This window comes from Streptomyces sp. PA03-1a (assembly GCF_033792805.1).
GTDB lineage: Bacteria > Actinomycetota > Actinomycetes > Streptomycetales > Streptomycetaceae > Actinacidiphila.
On the sequence record NZ_JARAVO010000232.1, the window covers coordinates 1 to 15,192 of the forward strand.

12 protein-coding genes and 1 pseudogene are annotated in these 15,192 nt (G+C 70.9%); 5 read left to right on the forward strand and 8 right to left on the reverse strand.

Annotated features, from left to right (window positions below; genetic code table 11):
• Nucleotides 1-91 precede the first annotated feature (91 nt).
• The 3 genes from PV341_RS36365 to PV341_RS36375 form a co-directional block, all read right to left on the reverse strand.
• Nucleotides 92-787 (reverse strand): GntR family transcriptional regulator, encoded by a 696-nt coding sequence (locus PV341_RS36365; RefSeq protein WP_500329821.1) that lies wholly within the window; start codon nt 785-787, stop codon nt 92-94.
• Between the two features lie 200 nt (nt 788-987).
• Nucleotides 988-2,460, reverse strand: a complete 1,473-nt coding sequence (pntB, locus tag PV341_RS36370) for a Re/Si-specific NAD(P)(+) transhydrogenase subunit beta (RefSeq protein WP_500360049.1) — start codon at nt 2,458-2,460, stop codon at nt 988-990.
• A 6-nt stretch (nt 2,461-2,466) separates the two neighbouring features.
• A complete protein-coding gene (locus PV341_RS36375) occupies nt 2,467-4,011 on the reverse strand; it encodes a Re/Si-specific NAD(P)(+) transhydrogenase subunit alpha (protein ID WP_500360051.1) in 1,545 nt (514 codons plus the stop codon).
• A gap of 328 nt (nt 4,012-4,339) precedes the next feature.
• Here PV341_RS36375 and PV341_RS36380 point away from each other — a divergent pair, with 328 nt between their 5' ends.
• Together PV341_RS36380 and PV341_RS36385 are read left to right on the forward strand one after the other, a co-directional pair.
• Nucleotides 4,340-5,353 (forward strand): 2-dehydropantoate 2-reductase, encoded by a 1,014-nt coding sequence (locus tag PV341_RS36380; protein WP_500329816.1) that lies wholly within the window; start codon nt 4,340-4,342, stop codon nt 5,351-5,353.
• Between the two features lie 328 nt (nt 5,354-5,681).
• The gene (locus PV341_RS36385) at nt 5,682-6,614 is read left to right on the forward strand and encodes a LysR family transcriptional regulator (protein ID WP_500360052.1); all 933 of its coding nucleotides are present in this window, start codon (nt 5,682-5,684) and stop codon (nt 6,612-6,614) included.
• On the opposite strand, the gene PV341_RS36390 is transcribed toward PV341_RS36385, so the two are convergent.
• Nucleotides 6,607-8,241, reverse strand: a complete 1,635-nt coding sequence (locus PV341_RS36390) for a FadD7 family fatty acid--CoA ligase (RefSeq protein WP_500329814.1) — start codon at nt 8,239-8,241, stop codon at nt 6,607-6,609. The two genes, PV341_RS36385 and PV341_RS36390, sit on opposite strands and share 8 nt — an antisense overlap.
• A gap of 258 nt (nt 8,242-8,499) precedes the next feature.
• Here PV341_RS36390 and oxc point away from each other — a divergent pair, with 258 nt between their 5' ends.
• Both oxc and frc read left to right on the forward strand, forming a co-directional pair.
• Nucleotides 8,500-10,251: an oxalyl-CoA decarboxylase gene (oxc, locus tag PV341_RS36395; protein WP_500360053.1), complete on the forward strand. Its 1,752-nt coding sequence runs from the start codon at nt 8,500-8,502 to the stop codon at nt 10,249-10,251.
• An 89-nt stretch (nt 10,252-10,340) separates the two neighbouring features.
• Entirely contained in the window at nt 10,341-11,597 is a 1,257-nt protein-coding gene (frc, locus tag PV341_RS36400; protein WP_500329811.1) for a formyl-CoA transferase, read from the forward strand.
• 10 nt (nt 11,598-11,607) lie between these two features.
• Here frc and PV341_RS36405 read toward each other — a convergent pair.
• Both PV341_RS36405 and PV341_RS36410 read right to left on the reverse strand, forming a co-directional pair.
• Nucleotides 11,608-12,221 (reverse strand): annotated as a pseudogene (locus PV341_RS36405) (IS701 family transposase); the annotation flags it as partial.
• 156 nt (nt 12,222-12,377) lie between these two features.
• The gene (locus PV341_RS36410) at nt 12,378-13,118 is read right to left on the reverse strand and encodes an SDR family NAD(P)-dependent oxidoreductase (protein WP_500329809.1); all 741 of its coding nucleotides are present in this window, start codon (nt 13,116-13,118) and stop codon (nt 12,378-12,380) included.
• On the opposite strand from PV341_RS36410, the gene PV341_RS36415 reads away from it, so the two are divergent.
• The gene (locus tag PV341_RS36415; RefSeq protein WP_500329808.1) at nt 13,117-13,644 is read left to right on the forward strand and encodes a hypothetical protein; all 528 of its coding nucleotides are present in this window, start codon (nt 13,117-13,119) and stop codon (nt 13,642-13,644) included. The two genes, PV341_RS36410 and PV341_RS36415, sit on opposite strands and share 2 nt — an antisense overlap.
• Nucleotides 13,645-14,233: 589 nt before the next feature.
• Here the strand turns inward: PV341_RS36415 and PV341_RS36420 are convergent.
• Together PV341_RS36420 and PV341_RS36425 are read right to left on the reverse strand one after the other, a co-directional pair.
• On the reverse strand, nt 14,234-14,680 hold the full coding sequence (locus PV341_RS36420; protein ID WP_500329806.1) for a PAS domain S-box protein: 447 nt from the start codon (nt 14,678-14,680) through the stop codon (nt 14,234-14,236).
• A 42-nt stretch (nt 14,681-14,722) separates the two neighbouring features.
• Nucleotides 14,723-15,192, reverse strand: a 470-nt coding sequence (locus PV341_RS36425) for a DUF3293 domain-containing protein (RefSeq protein ID WP_500360055.1), incomplete at its 5' end; no start/stop codon positions are given.

Here is a 15,192-nt window from a genome sequence, read left to right on the forward strand (position 1 = left end):
TCCCTCCCGTGCTCCCCGTACTCCTGTTCCCCCCTCGACGACGGTCCGGGTGCCCCCCTGCCCCCGGACCGTCCGGCGTTCCCGTGGGCCCTCACGCCCTCCCGGCGTCGACGGCGGCGGCGATCTGCCGGCAGTAGAAGTCGGTGGTGTTCCGGGTGTGGCGGCGCATCAGTTCCTCGGAACGCTCCGCGTCGCCCAGGGCGATGGCCTCGATGATGGAGGCGTGCTCGTTCCAGGCGTCCCGGCCGCGGGGCCGTGCGATGGGCATGTAGTACCAGCGCACCCGCCGGTCGACCTGGAGGATCAGCTCGCCGAGGACCTGGTTGCGGGACAGCTCGGTGATGAAGCCGTGCAGTGCGGCGTTGGCCTCGACGATCCCGCGGGCGTCGTCCGCCGCCAGGGCGGCGATGCCGGCGTCCTGCAGTTCCCACAGGTGTGCCACGTCCGCGTCCGTGGCGTGCAGCGCGGCGCCGTGCGCGGAGTGGGTCTCCAGCACGGCGCGGACGCTGAGGAGCTGGGTGGCCTCCTCCTGCGTGGGGGAGTGGACGAAGGCGCCCTGGGCGGGGCGCAGGTCGACCCAGCCGTCGGTCTGCAGCCGTTGCAGCGCCTCGCGCACCGGCTGGCGGCTGACGCCGAGGTGGTCGGCGAGTTCGGCCTCGACCAGGTGCTGGCCCGGTCTGAGGGTGCCGTTGACGATCAGGTCGATCAGGGCCTCGTAGACGGCCTGGCGCAACGGTGCCGGCCGGGTGACCCGGACGACGGCGGCCGCGGTGCTTCTCTCGCGCATGAGCCCCCCTGTCGGCTGAGTTCTTTGCACAGTGCCAAGAATACAGATTTCGGTATGCAATTCAGCCGCAGGATGGACAAGGCTTGGTCGGAAATCGGCCGTCGGCATGCGAAGGCCCGCGGCGGAGCACCGGCGGCACGGCGGACGGGGGCGGGGGAAGCCGCGCTTCCCCCGCCCCACCGCCGTGGGTGCAGCACCCGTCAGGCAGGGGCGGGCTGCTGGTCGGTGCGCAGGCCCCGCGACGCCGCGGAAGCGGGGTCGGGCGTGCTCAGCGAGCGCAGGATGGCGTCCACGCTCTCCTTGGCGTCGCCGAAGAGCATGCGGCTGTTCTCGCGGAAGAACAGCGGGTTCTGCACCCCCGCGTACCCCGAGGACATGGACCGCTTGAAGACGATCACGTTCTCCGCCTCCCACACCCGCAGCACCGGCATGCCGGCGATGGGGCTGGACGGGTCCTCCTCCGCCGCCGGGTTGACGGTGTCGTTGGCGCCGATCACCAGCACCACCGTGGTGTCGCCGAAGTCGTCGTTGATCTCGTCCATCTCCAGCACGACGTCGTACGGCACCCGGGCCTCGGCGAGCAGCACGTTCATGTGCCCGGGCAGCCGGCCGGCCACCGGGTGGACGCCGAAGCGGACCTGGACCCCGCGCCGCCGCAGCGCCTGGGTCAGCTCCGCCACCGGGTGCTGCGCCTGGGCCACCGCCATGCCGTAGCCGGGGGTGATGATCACCGACGTGGCGTTCTCCAGGAGTTCGGCCGTCTCCTCCGCGGAGGTCTCGCGGTGCTCGCCCTGTTCGGCGTCGCCGCTCGTCGGTGCCGGGGCGCCGAAGCCTCCGGCGATCACCGAGAGGAAGGACCGGTTCATCGCCTTGCACATGACGTACGACAGGTAGGCGCCGGAGGAGCCGACGAGCGCGCCGGTGACGATGAGCAGGTTGTTGTTGAGCAGGAAGCCCGCCGCGGCCGCGGCCCAGCCCGAGTAGCTGTTGAGCATCGAGACGACGACCGGCATGTCACCGCCGCCGATCGAGACGACCAGGTGCCAGCCGAGCGCGAGCGCCAGGGCGGTGACGGCGATCATCAGGCCGAGGTCCGGGCTCACCGTGAACCACACCGTCAGGGCCACGAAGGCGGCCAGCGCCCCGAGGTTGAGGGCGTTCTTGCCGGGCAGGGTCAGCGGACGGGACTTGATCCGCGCTGACAGCTTCAGGTAGGCGACGATGGATCCGGTGAAGGTGACCGCGCCGATGAAGATGCCGATGAACACCTCCGCGTGGTGGATGCCGAGCAGGTCGCCGGCGACCCGGGTCTGCGCGGCGCCGTGCGCCTCCACCTCGTAGTAGCTGTTCCAGCCGACCAGCACCGCGGCCAGGCCGACGAGGCTGTGCAGGACGGCGATGAGCTCGGGCATCTGGGTCATCTCGACCCGGCGCGCCCGCCACAGGCCGATGGCACCGCCGACGACCGTGGCGGCGACGATCAGCACGACGGCGGTGCCCGGGATGTCCTGTGCCGCGGCGACGACGGTGGCGACCAGCGCCAGCGCCATGCCGCCGATGCCGTACGCCACTCCGGCGCGGGAGGTGCGGTGTTGCGAGAGTCCGGCCAGGCTGAAGATGAACAGCAGCGCGGCGACGATGTCGGCGGCCTGTGCGACCGTGGTTGCGTTCATCGATCCTCAGCCCTTCGAGAACATGCCGAGCATACGGCGGGTGACGGCGAATCCTCCGAAGATGTTCACGGTGGTCAACATGATCGCTACGACCGACATCACGGTGACGGCCGGTCCGGCGTGGCCTATCTGCAGCAGTGCTCCGACCACCACGATCCCCGAGATGGCGTTGGTGACCGACATCAGCGGGGTGTGCAGGGCGTGGTGGACCTTTCCGATCACGTAGTAACCGATGACGACGGCCAGCGCGAACACCGTGAAGTTGCCCACGAGCTGGGCCGGGGAGAAGGCGATCAACAAGAACATCGCGAGCATGCCGGAGGCGATCAGACCGTAGCGCGCGGCCGGTGAGAGACGGGGCTCCTTCGGCGCAGGCGCGGTCGCCACCGGCGCCGGTGCCTGCCCGGCGGGCGCCGCCGACACCTGGACGGGCGGTGGCGGCCAGGTCTTCTCGCCCTCCCGCACCACCGTGACGGCCCGCTGCACGACGTCGTCGAAGTCGAGCGTCAGCCGCCCGTCCTTGCCCGGCGTCAGCAACTTGAGCAGGTTGACGAGGTTGGTCCCGTACAACTGCGAGGCCTGGGCGGGCAGCCGGCCCGCCAGATCGGTGTAGCCGATGATCGTCACGTCGTTGTCGGTGACGATCGCCTTACCGCTGACCGTGCCCTCGACGTTGCCGCCCTGCGCGGCGGCCATGTCGACGATGACGCTGCCGGGCTTCATCGACGCCACGTCGGCCGCCGTGATGAGCCGGGGGGCCGAGCGGCCGGGGATCAGCGCGGTGGTGATGATGATGTCGACGTCCGCGGCCTGCTCGCTGTAGATCTCCGCGGCGCGCCGGTCGTACGCCTGCGAGGTCGCCTTGGCGTAGCCGTCGCCGCTCGCCTCCTGCTCCACCTCGACGGCGAGGAACTCGCCGCCCAGTGAACGGACCTGGTCGGCGACCTCGGCCCGCGGGTCGGTGGCCCGCACCACCGCGCCGAGGCTGCCGGCCGCGCCGATCGCGGCCAGACCCGCCACGCCCGCGCCGGCCACCAGGACCTTCGCCGGCGGCACCTTGCCGGCCGCGGTGACCTGGCCGGTGAAGAAGCGCCCGAAGACGTGGGCCGCCTCGATCACCGCCCGGTACCCGGCGATGTTCGCCATCGAGCTGAGCACGTCCATCGACTGGGCCCGGGAGATGCGCGGGACGGCGTCCAGCGCCAGCACGGTGATCGGCCGTGCCGCCAGCTCCTCGACCAGGTCGGGGCTGTGGGCCGGGGCGATCAGCCCGATCAGGGTCGCGCCTTCGCGCAGCTTCCCGATCTCCTCGTGCGAGGGGGCGTTGACCTTCAGGACCACGTCCGCCTGCCAGGCGTCGCCGATCCGCGCGCCCGCATCGGTGTAGGCCTCGTCGGGGAAGCCGGAGGCCGCTCCGGCCTCGGACTCCACGACGACCTCGTAGCCGAGGCCGAGGAGCCGGCGGACGCTGTCCGGTGTGGCCGCCACCCGCGTCTCCCCGGCGGTGGACTCGGTGACGACACCGATCTGCTGTGGGGGTGAATCAGACATCGCTCTCCTTTTCCGTCGCTACTGACCGACGCCACGGCGTCGTCAGCCGAGCCGTCGTCCGCACTGCGTGCTCCCCGGCCTCGTGGTGCGGCCGTGCGTGCCCGGGACCGCGTGTGCGGCGAAGCGTTCCCCCGCTGCGTGCTCGATCAACCTGTCCGGAGCGTGTGTGACCCGGTTCATGGTCCCGGGCGACGCCGGAGACCTCCGTCGCGGCGCCGGGCGGGACCCTGTTCGGTTCCGGGCGCGCGACTTCGCGTGAGGGGACTGTACATCCCAAGAGAGTACTGCATACAGTATTCACTCCCCCTTCGAATGGAGAGGAGTCGCCGTGAAAATCGCAGTCCTCGGAGCCGGTGCGATCGGCGCTTACGTGGGCGCGGCACTGCACCGTGGTGGCGCGGACGTCCACCTGATCGCCCGGGGTGAGCATCTTCAGGCGATACGCGCCCACGGAGTCCGGGTGAACAGCCCGCGCGGTGACTTCGTGGCCAAGCCCCACGCCACGGACGACCCCAAGGAGATCGGCCCCGTCGACTACGTCTTCTTGGGCCTGAAGGCACACTCCTACGCGACCTCAGGACCGCTGATCTCCCCGTTGCTCGACGACAAGACCGCGGTGGTGGCCGGTCAGAACGGCATTCCCTGGTGGTACTTCCACGAGCTGGCCGGCCCCTACGAGGGGCGGCGGATCGAGGCGGTCGACCCCGGCGGCGCCACCAGCGCGGTGCTGGCGCCGGAACGCGCCATCGGCTGCGTCGTCTACCCCGCGACGGTCATCGAGGCCCCCGGGGTCATCCGGCACCTGGAGGGCACCCGGTTCTCCATCGGCGAGCCGGGCGGCGGTGTCTCCGACCGGTGCACGGAGCTGAGCGAGGCCATGATCGCCGGCGGCCTCAAGTGCCCGGTGGAGCCCAACCTGCGCGACGACATCTGGATCAAGCTGATGGGCAACGTCGCCTTCAACCCGATCAGCGCCCTCACCAGGGCGACGATGGTCGACATCTGCAAGCACCCGCACACCCGGCGGCTGGTCGCCCAGCTCATGGAGGAGACCCTCGACATCGCGGCCAGGGTCGGCAGCACCCCCGACATCTCCATCGAGAAGCGGCTTCGGGGCGCCGAGGGGGTGGGACACCACAAGACCTCGATGCTCCAGGACCTCGAGGCCGGCAAGCAGCTGGAACTCGACGCCATCGTGACGGCCGTCGTGGAGATGGCCGACATCTCCGGCGCGGACGCCCCCAACCTGCGGGCGGTCCACGCCGCGACCGACCTGCTGGCCCGCGGCGTCACCGCGGACCGGGAGGACGGGGCCGGCGCGCGCAAACCCGTCCCCGCCTGACCCGTCCCCCGCGTATCCGAACCCGAGACACCCGCGGATCGCCGGTCCACCGCCGGACGACCGCCGCAGCACCTCCGGAGCCCGGTCCCGTCGCGGCGGCGACGGGACCGGGCCCCGGGCAGGGGCCCGCACCGGCTTGGCGGGCACGAACGAGGGCCGCGATCCGGCTCGGTAGGCTGTGCCCGGTCACACCGCAACCAGCTCGTCCGCCGTCGGCCGCCCGGGGACGTTCCCGGTCCCGGGAGCGCCGGTCCGCCGGCACCGACGGCGTTGCGACTCCAGCAGGAAGTGCCGGCGCGGCCGCGGCCCAGGCAGAGAGGAGTCGTTCATGCTGTTCCGTCAGCTGGAGTACTTCGTGGCGGTCGCCAGGGAGCGGCACTTCGCCCGGGCGGCGGAGTCCTGCTACGTCTCGCAGCCCGCGCTCTCGGCGGCGATAGCCAAGCTGGAGCGGGAGCTGAACGTCACGCTGATCAACCGCGGGCACAACTACCAGGGCCTGACCCCAGAGGGCGAACGGCTGGTGGTCTGGGCCAAACGCATCCTCGCCGAGCAGGAGGCCTTCAAGGCCGAGGTGGCCGCCGTCCAGTCGGGCATCACCGGCACCCTGCGGCTGGGCACCGAGCCCACCGCGTCCACCACCCTGGTCCTGCCCGTCGCCGCTTTCTGCGCGGCCCATCCGCTGGCCAAGGTCCAGGTCCGCTCCCGGCTGTCGACCACCGAACTCCACCGCCAGCTCCTCGCGTTCGAGCTGGACGCCGCGATCGCGCACTTCGCCCCGCACGACCGGGAGAACCTGCAGGTGATGCCGCTGTACGAGGAGCGGTACATGCTCCTCGCCTCAAGCGACCAGCTGCTGCCGCAGACCGACACCATGAAGTGGGCGGACGCGGCCACGATGCCCCTCGCCCTGCTGACCCCCGACATGAGGATCCGCCAGGTCATCGACGACGCGTTCGCCGAGAGCGGGGTCGTGGTGACCCCGCAGGTCGAGACGGACTCGGTGGCGGCCCTCTACGCCAGCGTGGGCGCCGGCGCGTGCGCGAGCATCGTCCCGCACACCTGGCTGCGCGCGATGCCGCCGCTCGGCCGGATGCGGGCCGTGCGCCTCGTCGACCCGGACGCCAGGGCGCAGGTCTCCGTCGCGATCCACGCGGCGACCCCGGGGTCGGTCGCGGCGCGGGCGTTCATGACCGCGGCGGCCGGTCTGTCGCTGGACGAGTTCTTCGACGAGCCGTTGCCCGCGGAGCACCGCGTCAGGTGAGCCCGGGCCATACGGGGCCCTCGGAGTACAGGACGTCCACCGCCGCCCGGTCAAGACCGCCCTTCGCCGTGTGCGGGAGCGAGGCGACGACCCGGATCCGGTCGGGGATCTCGAACGGGGCCAGCCGGGCGCGGCAGTACCGGCGGATCTCCTCGGCCCCGGGCGCCTCGGCCCCCGGCGCCTCCGCGCCGCCCAGGACCACGGCCGCGCCGACCCGCTGCCCGTACGTCGCGTCGGGCACGGCGAACACGGCGGCCTCGGCCACCCCCGGACACCCGGCGAGGACGTCCTCGACGTGCTCGGGCACGACCTTCTCGCCCCCGCGGATGATCAGGTTCTTCAGGCGGCCGGTCAGGAACAGGTGGCCGTCCTCGTCGAGCGCGCCCAGGTCGCCGGTGCGGAACCAGCCGTCGGCGAAGCCGTGTGCCGTCTCGGCGGGATTGCCCAGGTAACCGCGGGCCACCGTGGGACCGTGCACCCACACCTCGCCCTCGCCGCCGGGCGGGCACGGCTTCCCGTCCGGGTCCAGGACCCGCAGCTCGATCCCGGTCGGCCGGCCGACCGAACCGTGCTTGAGCGACCCGTACTGCGGCAGCGGCTCGCTCGTCGCCTGGTGCGCGGACTCGGTCATGCCGTACGCCGACAGCAGGGGCGCGCCCAGGGTGCGCTCCAGCGCCCGCTGGGTGGCCGTGTTGAGGGGCGCGCTGGAACTGCGCAGGAACCGCAAGCCCGGCACCTGCGGGCCCGTGAGGTCCGTCGCCGCCCGCTCCAGGAGGAGCTCGTGGACGGTGGGGACCGCGGTGAACCACGTGGCGCCGGCCGCCCGCATGTCGTCCCAGAAGGTGTGCGCCGAGAACCGCCCGCGCGCGGGCAGCAGCACGCAGCCCCCGCTCGCCAGCGTGGACAGCAGCGTGGCGAACAGCCCGTGCCCGTGGAAGAACGGCATCGCCGCGACCGTCGCGTCGCCCGGCACCAGCTCGTAGGCGGCGCACACGCCGCGGACCGAGGCGGCCACGTTGCCGTGCGTCAGCGGGACCATCTTCGCCCGGTCGGTGGTCCCCGCGGTGAACAGCACCAGGGCGTCGTGCGCGGTCAGTTCGCCGGACGCGCCCCGCGCGGCGGCCGGCGCGCCCGCGCCCGTTCCGAGCACGGCCGCCGCCGTCCCGGCGGGGGAGAGGTCCACCCGCAGGGTCCAGGCCGGGACACCGGGCCCCACGGCCGCCGGCGGGGCGCCGCCCGCGGCCGGGCCCAGCAGGACCGCCCGCACCCCCAGCGCCTCCAGCCGGGCCGTCATCCGCGGCTCGGGCAGCGCGGGGTCCACGGGGGCCACCACCAGCCCGGCCCGCGCCCCGCCCAGCAACGCCACGACGAACTCCACGGTGTTGGCGCCGACGAGGCCGACCGGGTCCCCGGGGCGCAGCCCCGCCGAGGTCAGGCGCGCGGCCACCGCGTCGGCGAGCTCGTCCAGGGCGCGGTAGGAGACCTCCGCGCGGTCCGCGCCGGCGATCAGCGCCGGTGCCTGCGGACGCCCCCGGGCGTGCCGGTCGAGGAGATCGGTCAGGCCCGTGACCGCGGGCGGCCGGTAACGGTCGGGGTCGCGCACCGATGCAGCGGCCGGAACGGCCATGGCCGCACCTCCTCGCGCCTGGAATGTCTGATGAACCGTCCCCAGCGAGACTGCGCGGGGCGCGGAGCACCCGTCCAATACGCACTGGCGAACGGTCGATAGCGGAGGTCTATCAACCCACCTCAACGCCCCTGTGGCGTGCGTCGATAAACGCCGTCTATCGGCTGGTCGCCGATAGGTCTTGGACGCGGGGGAGCGGGCTGCGGATGGTGAAGGGAGAAGCCGCACGCATGACCCGCCCAAGGAGGACCTCGGACCATGACCGCCCCCTCACCACTGGAGACAGCGGCGAACGCCGACGCACCGGCCGAGCTCACCGACGGGTACCACCTGGTCGTCGATGCGCTCAAGATGAACGACGTCGACACCATCTACGGGGTGGTCGGCATCCCGATCACGGATCTGGCCCGGCTCGCCCAGGCGCAGGGCATCCGTTACATCGGCTTCCGCCACGAGAGCAACGCGGGACACGCGGCGGCGGCGGCCGGCTACCTCACCAAGAAGCCGGGCATCTGCCTGACGGTGTCGGCGCCGGGCTTCCTCAACGGGCTGGTGGCGCTCGCCAACGCCACCACCAACTGCTTCCCGATGGTGCAGATCTCCGGCTCCAGCGAGCGCCACCTCGTCGACCTCAAGCAGGGCGACTACGAGGAGATGGACCAGCTCGCCGCCGCGCAGCCGTTCTGCAAGGCCGCGTACCGCATCAGCCGGGTCGAGGACATCGGCCGCGGCATCGCCCGCGCCCTGCGCACCGCCGTCTCCGGGCGCCCCGGCGGCGTCTACCTCGACATCCCCGCCGCGGTGCTCGGCTCCATCATGGACGCCGGGGAGGGCGCGAAGACGCTCAGCCGCCTCGTCGACCCGGCACCGCGCCAGCTGCCCGCCCCCGAGGCGGTGGACCGCGCGATCGAGCTGCTGGCCGGCGCGCAGCGGCCGCTGATCGTCCTCGGCAAGGGCGCGGCCTACGCTCAGGCGGACACGCAGATCCGCGAGTTCGTCGAGTCCACCGGCATCCCCTACGTGCCGATGTCGATGGCGAAGGGCCTGCTGCCCGACGACCACCCGCAGTCCGCGGCCACCGCCCGCTCGCTGGCGCTGAAGAAGGCCGACGTGGTGATGCTGGTCGGCGCCCGCCTGAACTGGCTGCTCAACCACGGCGAGGCACCGCAGTGGAACCCCGACGCGAAGTTCGTCCAGGTGGACATCGAGGCGAAGGAGATGGACAGCAACCAGCCCATCGCCGCGCCGCTCGTCGGTGACATCGAGTCGGTCGTCGAGGCCCTCATCGAGCGCAGCAAGCCGGGCCAGATCGCGGCCCCCGCCGCCTGGCGGGAGGAACTGGGGGCGCGCTCGGCGCAGAACGTCGCCAAGATGGCCGAGCGCCTCAAGGCCGACCCGCACCCGATGCAGTTCATGGGCGCCCTGAAGGCCGTACGCGACGTCATCCGCGAGCGCCCCGAGACGTACCTCGTCAACGAGGGCGCCAACGCCCTCGACATCGCGCGCAACGTCATCGACATGCACGTGCCGCGGCACCGCCTCGACAGCGGCACCTGGGGCGTCATGGGCATCGGCATGGGCTACGCGATCGCCGCCGCCGTCGAGAGCGGGGAGCCGGTCGTGGCCGTGGAGGGCGACAGCGCCTTCGGCTTCAGCGGCATGGAGATCGAGACGATCTGCCGCTACAAGCTGCCCGTCGTCACGGTCATCATGAACAACGGCGGTGTCTACCGCGGTGACGACGTCAACCCCTACGACGAGGCCCCGTCGCCGACGACGCTGATGTCCGCGGCCCGCCACGACGTGATGTTCGAGGCCTTCGGCGGCAAGGGCTACCGCGCGACCACCCCCGCCGAGGTCACCGCCGCCCTCACCGAGGCGCTCGCCTCGGGCGGGCCGGCCCTCATCGACTGCGTGATCGACCCCTCGGCGGGCACCGAGAGCGGCCACATCTCCCACCTCAACCCCAAGGGCATCACCGTCGGCAACATCGTGCCGGCCAAGAAGTGACCGCCCCGTAGGCGACGCACCGCACCCCGAAGCACCGTTCCCCAGTACCGCCCACCCGCGCACCGCGAACAGACAAGAAGGAAGCCACCATGAGTGAAAAGCCGCTCGCCGGGATCAAGGTGATCGACTTCACCGGGGTCCAGGCCGGCCCCGCGTGCACCCAGATGCTCGCCTGGTTCGGCGCCGACGTGATCAAGGTCGAGCGTCCCCAGGGCGGCGACGTGACCCGCAACCAGCTGCGGGACGACCCCGACCTCGACGCGCTGTACTTCACGATGCTCAACAGCAACAAGCGCTCGCTGGCCATCAACACCAAGACCCCCGAGGGCAAGGAGGTCATGGAGAAGCTGATCCGCGAGGCGGACATCCTGGTCGAGAACTTCGCGCCGGGCGCCATGGACCGCATGGGCCTGGGCTGGGACCACATCCACGAGCTCAACCCCCGCCTGATCTTCGGCTCGGTCAAGGGCTTCAACGACGACTCGTCCTGGAACGACCTCAAGGTCTACGAGAACGTCGCCCAGGCCGCCGGCGGCGCCGCGTCCACCACCGGCTTCTGGGACGGCCCGCCGACCATCAGCGGCTCGGCCCTCGGCGACAGCAACACCGGCATGCACCTGCTGATCGGCCTCCTGACGGCGATCATCCACCGTAACGCGACCGGAGTGGGCCAGAAGGTGTCGGTGTCCATGCAGGACGCCGTCCTCAACCTGACCCGCGTCAAGCTCCGCGACCAGCAGCGCCTGGAGAAGATCGGCTACCTGGAGGAGTACCCGCAGTACCCGAACGGCGAGTTCGGCGACGCGGTGCCCCGCGGCGGCAACGCCGGCGGCGGCGGCCAGCCGGGCTGGATCCTGAAGTGCAAGGGCTGGGAGACCGACCCCAACGCCTACATCTACTTCACGGTCCAGGAGCAGAACTGGAAGCGCACCGCCGAGGCCATCGGCCGGCCCGAGTGGGTCGACGACCCGGAGTACACGACCGCCAGGGCGCGGCAGCCGCACATCTTCGAGATCTTCGCGGAGATCGAGAAGTGGCTGGCCGACAAGACCAAGTACGAGGCGGTCGACATCCTGCGCAAGTGGGAGGTGCCCTGTGCGCCCGTCCTCAGCATGAAGGAGCTCGCCGAGGACCCGGACATGCGCAAGAGCGGCACGATCGTCGAGGTCGAGCAGAAGGGCCGCGGCACCTACCTGACGGTGGGCAGCCCCATCAAGTTCTCCAACTTCAAGCCCGAGATCAAGGGTGCCCCGCTGCTCGGCGAGCACGGCAGCGAGGTCCTGGCGGACCTGGGGTACGACGCGAACGACATCGCCAGGCTGCGTGAGGGCAAGATCATCGTCTGACCCGGACAGACCCACGGGTGCCCCGCGCGATCCGTGCGCGCGGGGCACCGGTGTCTCCGTACGGCGAAGCCCCGGTCACCCAGGGGACAGTGATCCCGGCGTCCAGCGCAGCCTCGATCATCTCCTGGGCCAGACGGGCTTGGTGGCGAAGTGCACCGTCTCGGGTATCCCGGCCGTGTCACGGCGTTCGGGGTCATTGGACCAGGAGTGTTCGGGAAGCTAGAGCCGTCGGTCGATCAGGGCCCCGTCCCCGGCCGGTGGCCGGGGCGAGGAACACACCGATCTGCGCGTTCTCGATGCGCCCTGCGGTGCCGGTGTACTGCCTTTGCACTCCGGCCGAAGACCCGCCCCCCTTTTCAGGAAGCCGGTTTCGTCGACGACGAGGACGCCGCCATCGATGCCGAGGTATTCGGCGGCATAGGCACGTAGGTCGTCGCGGACCGCATCGGCGTCCCAGCGGGCGTAGCGCAGCAGGCGCTGCATCGGCCCTGGCCGCGCAAGGCCCGCCTGCTCGGCCAGCTGCCAGCAGTTCTTCCGTTCGACGCTCGACAACAGCCCGAGCAGGTAAGCGCGGGCTGCGGCCCGGGGCTCAATCCGCCCGAACCTGCCCGCGATCCGGGCCATGACCTGGTCGAACATCGCCTGCCAGCGGGCAGGGTCAACGCTATGGCTCGCAGCCACCGCGTGATCTTCAGGAGTCCACACAACCCCTGATGATCACGCGGTGGCCGTCCCTCTTGTGGGCTGGGCCCTCAGCGTGGTTGCGAAGGCGCTCGCGTGTCAGGCGGTGAAGCCGCCGTCGACGTGGATCGAGGCTCCGGTGATGTACGCGCCGTCCGCACTTGCCAGGTGGGCGACGGTGGCCGCGATCTCGGCCGCTTCCGCGTAGCGGCCCACAGCGGTGAAGCCGGCGATCATCTCGGCGTTCGGCCCGTCAGCGGGGTTGGTATCCGTGTCGGTGGGGCCGGGATGCACCAGATTGACGGTGACTCCACGCGGACCGAGTTCTCGGGCCAGGCCCTTCGTCATCCCGACCAGAGCCGTCTTGCTCATCGAGTACAGCGCCAGTCCGGGGAAGACCGCACGCTCGGCGACATTGCTGCCGATACTGATGATGCGGCCGCCCTGGCCCATGTGACGCACGGCCGCCTGGGACGCTGCGAACGGCGCCCGGACGTTCACTGCCAGGGTGCGATCGATCTCTGCCGACCCCAGGGCTTCGAGCGGGCCAACGAGGAAGATGCCGGCGTTGTTGACCAGGATGTCGAGTCTGCCGAACATCGCGACGGCCTCGTCCACCGCGGCGGTGAGTGCCTCAGGGATGGCGCTGTCGGCTTGGATGGCCAGTGCCCGGCGCCCTCTGGCCTTGATCTGCTCCACCACCTGGGTGGCGCGTTCCGCGTTGTTCTCATAGGTCAGGACGACGTCGGCGCCTTCTTCGGCCAGCCGCAACGCCACAGCGGCACCGATGCCCCGGCTGCCGCCCGTGATCAAGGCCACGTTTCCTTCAAGTCGGTTCATGACGTTGAGCATTGCTGCCACCAGTGCCGGAAGCTGGCGGGAATCCGACCTGGCGTTCGGCCTCCAGGAGGGCAACACCATCCTGATCACGAAAGCACACTGGAATATTAACCCCGCCCAAAAGCAGTCCCAGGCCAAGGCTGCACCCAAGTCCTCCTCGCACCCCAGTGCAGGCAAGGGCGGCGGCGGAGGCGGCGGCAAGTCCGGCGGCTCCTCCCGCGGCAACGGTGGCACGAGCGGCAGCGGCGGCTCGGGCAAGGCCGACTGCGACAGCTTCCTGCCCGGCGCCAAGGTGCTGATGGCCGACGGCTCCAACAAGGCCATCGAGGAGGTCAAGGTTTCTTTGGTCAATAACGCTACGACCTACTGGAACTTCAAGCCGGGAAGCCAGATCAGGACACGTGCTGGGTGGAGCCGACCGAATACGGCGTCATTCGAAGCGACTTCAAACTCGCCTGACATGGGGTCCGGAACGCCCGGCCGAGTTCTCTCGGCCGGGCGTTCCGTCGTATTCGGCGCTCGTTGAGCGGCGGGGCATCGCGATCGCCTCCGCGCCTCGCCGTCCCGCGCTTCTGCCTCCAACCGCAGCGCCTCCTCCATCACCGCCTTCGCGATCGGCGCCGCGCTGCCGCCCCGGCTGATCTCTGTAGGCCGGGCCTCCGCGTCTCGATGACCACCGCCACCGCCGGCTGGGCCGAATCCGCTGCCTGGGCTTAGGCGATGGACCAGGCGTACGGGGTGCTCGTGTTGCCGCCGGCCCACGTGTCCGCGAACTGCAACACCAGTGCGAGAGCCAGCCACCTCGGTGACCAGGTAGGCCTGCCACGGGCCGGGAACGGGTCCGCGAGCTCCCGTCATGAAGCAGCGGTCCCAGCTCGTCCTGGACCCGGGTCGCGAGATTCCCTTTCGGAAGCGCGGCCCGAGTTACCCGCACCGTCTTCACCGGGACCTCACTCGGTCCGCTCGGCTGCATCACCATCCACAACCCATCCCGAACGATGACGGCTTCAGAACCCCCGACCGGGTCCTGAAGGCCGACATCACGCACACCCCCGAAAATTGACCGACAGCGTCCGATCTTCCGTACGGGGGCTTCGCGTTCGTGGCTGCGGAGGTCAGGTGACCGACGTCTGGTCCGCCTTGGCGGCCGCCACTTGGCGGTACAGCTCCTTCTCCTTGGCGCGCCGCTCGGTGACGTCCCGGATGACGGCCCCGACGTAACCCGGTTGCCTGTCCGCGCCGTTCAGCAGCACCACGCTGAACTCGATCGACAGCTTCCGGCCGCCGGCGCCCACCGCGGGGACGGTCAGGAGGTCGTCGTCCCCGTACTTGGTGGTGCCGCTGGCCATGGACTTCTCGAAACCGTCCCAGTGACGCTGCTGGTGCCGCTCGGGGATGATCACGTCCAGACTGCGGCCGGCGACCTCGGCCGCCGGGAACCCGAAGATCCGTTCCGCCCCGTGGTTCCAGTAGCGGATGAGTCCTTCACGGTCGATGATCACTACGCCGTCTGGCGCCTGGGCCATCATGCCCAGGACTACCTCGGGGTCCAGGTCTGCCATGTCGCCTCCGAGCTCTGCGTTTTGGTATGCAGAATACAGTCGTCAGACCTGAGGCGGGAGGGCCCGGAGCCTACGGGCGACGGCGCCACCGGCAGGGCGGGCGGCCGGAGGAGGGCTGCGTGCCAGCCGGCGGCGGTCGTGTCGTACTCCGGGTCGGCGCAGGAGAGCAGCCGCCATGATGAGGGCCGACCAGGCGAAGACGGCGTCATGGCCGAAGCGGTGGCCCATCGCGCGGGCCTGCGCGTCGTCCATGCCGACCACGGCCGCGCCGGGTTCGGCGTGTGCGCCGGAAGGGTCGCCGCCGACGGCGGGCCACCAGGGCAACCCGGCGACGTCGATGCGGTGCAGCAGTGCGTGGTGCGCGCGGAGGTTGGCCCGCGTCGTGGCGTCGCGTCCCCCAGGATTGAAGGCAGTGAGCCTTTTCCAACCTGATGGAGTGCGTGGGTAGTTGGGCTGGAGGGGTGGTGTCTGGACGTGAAGAAGCTCCTGGTAGACGGGTTCACGACCAAGAT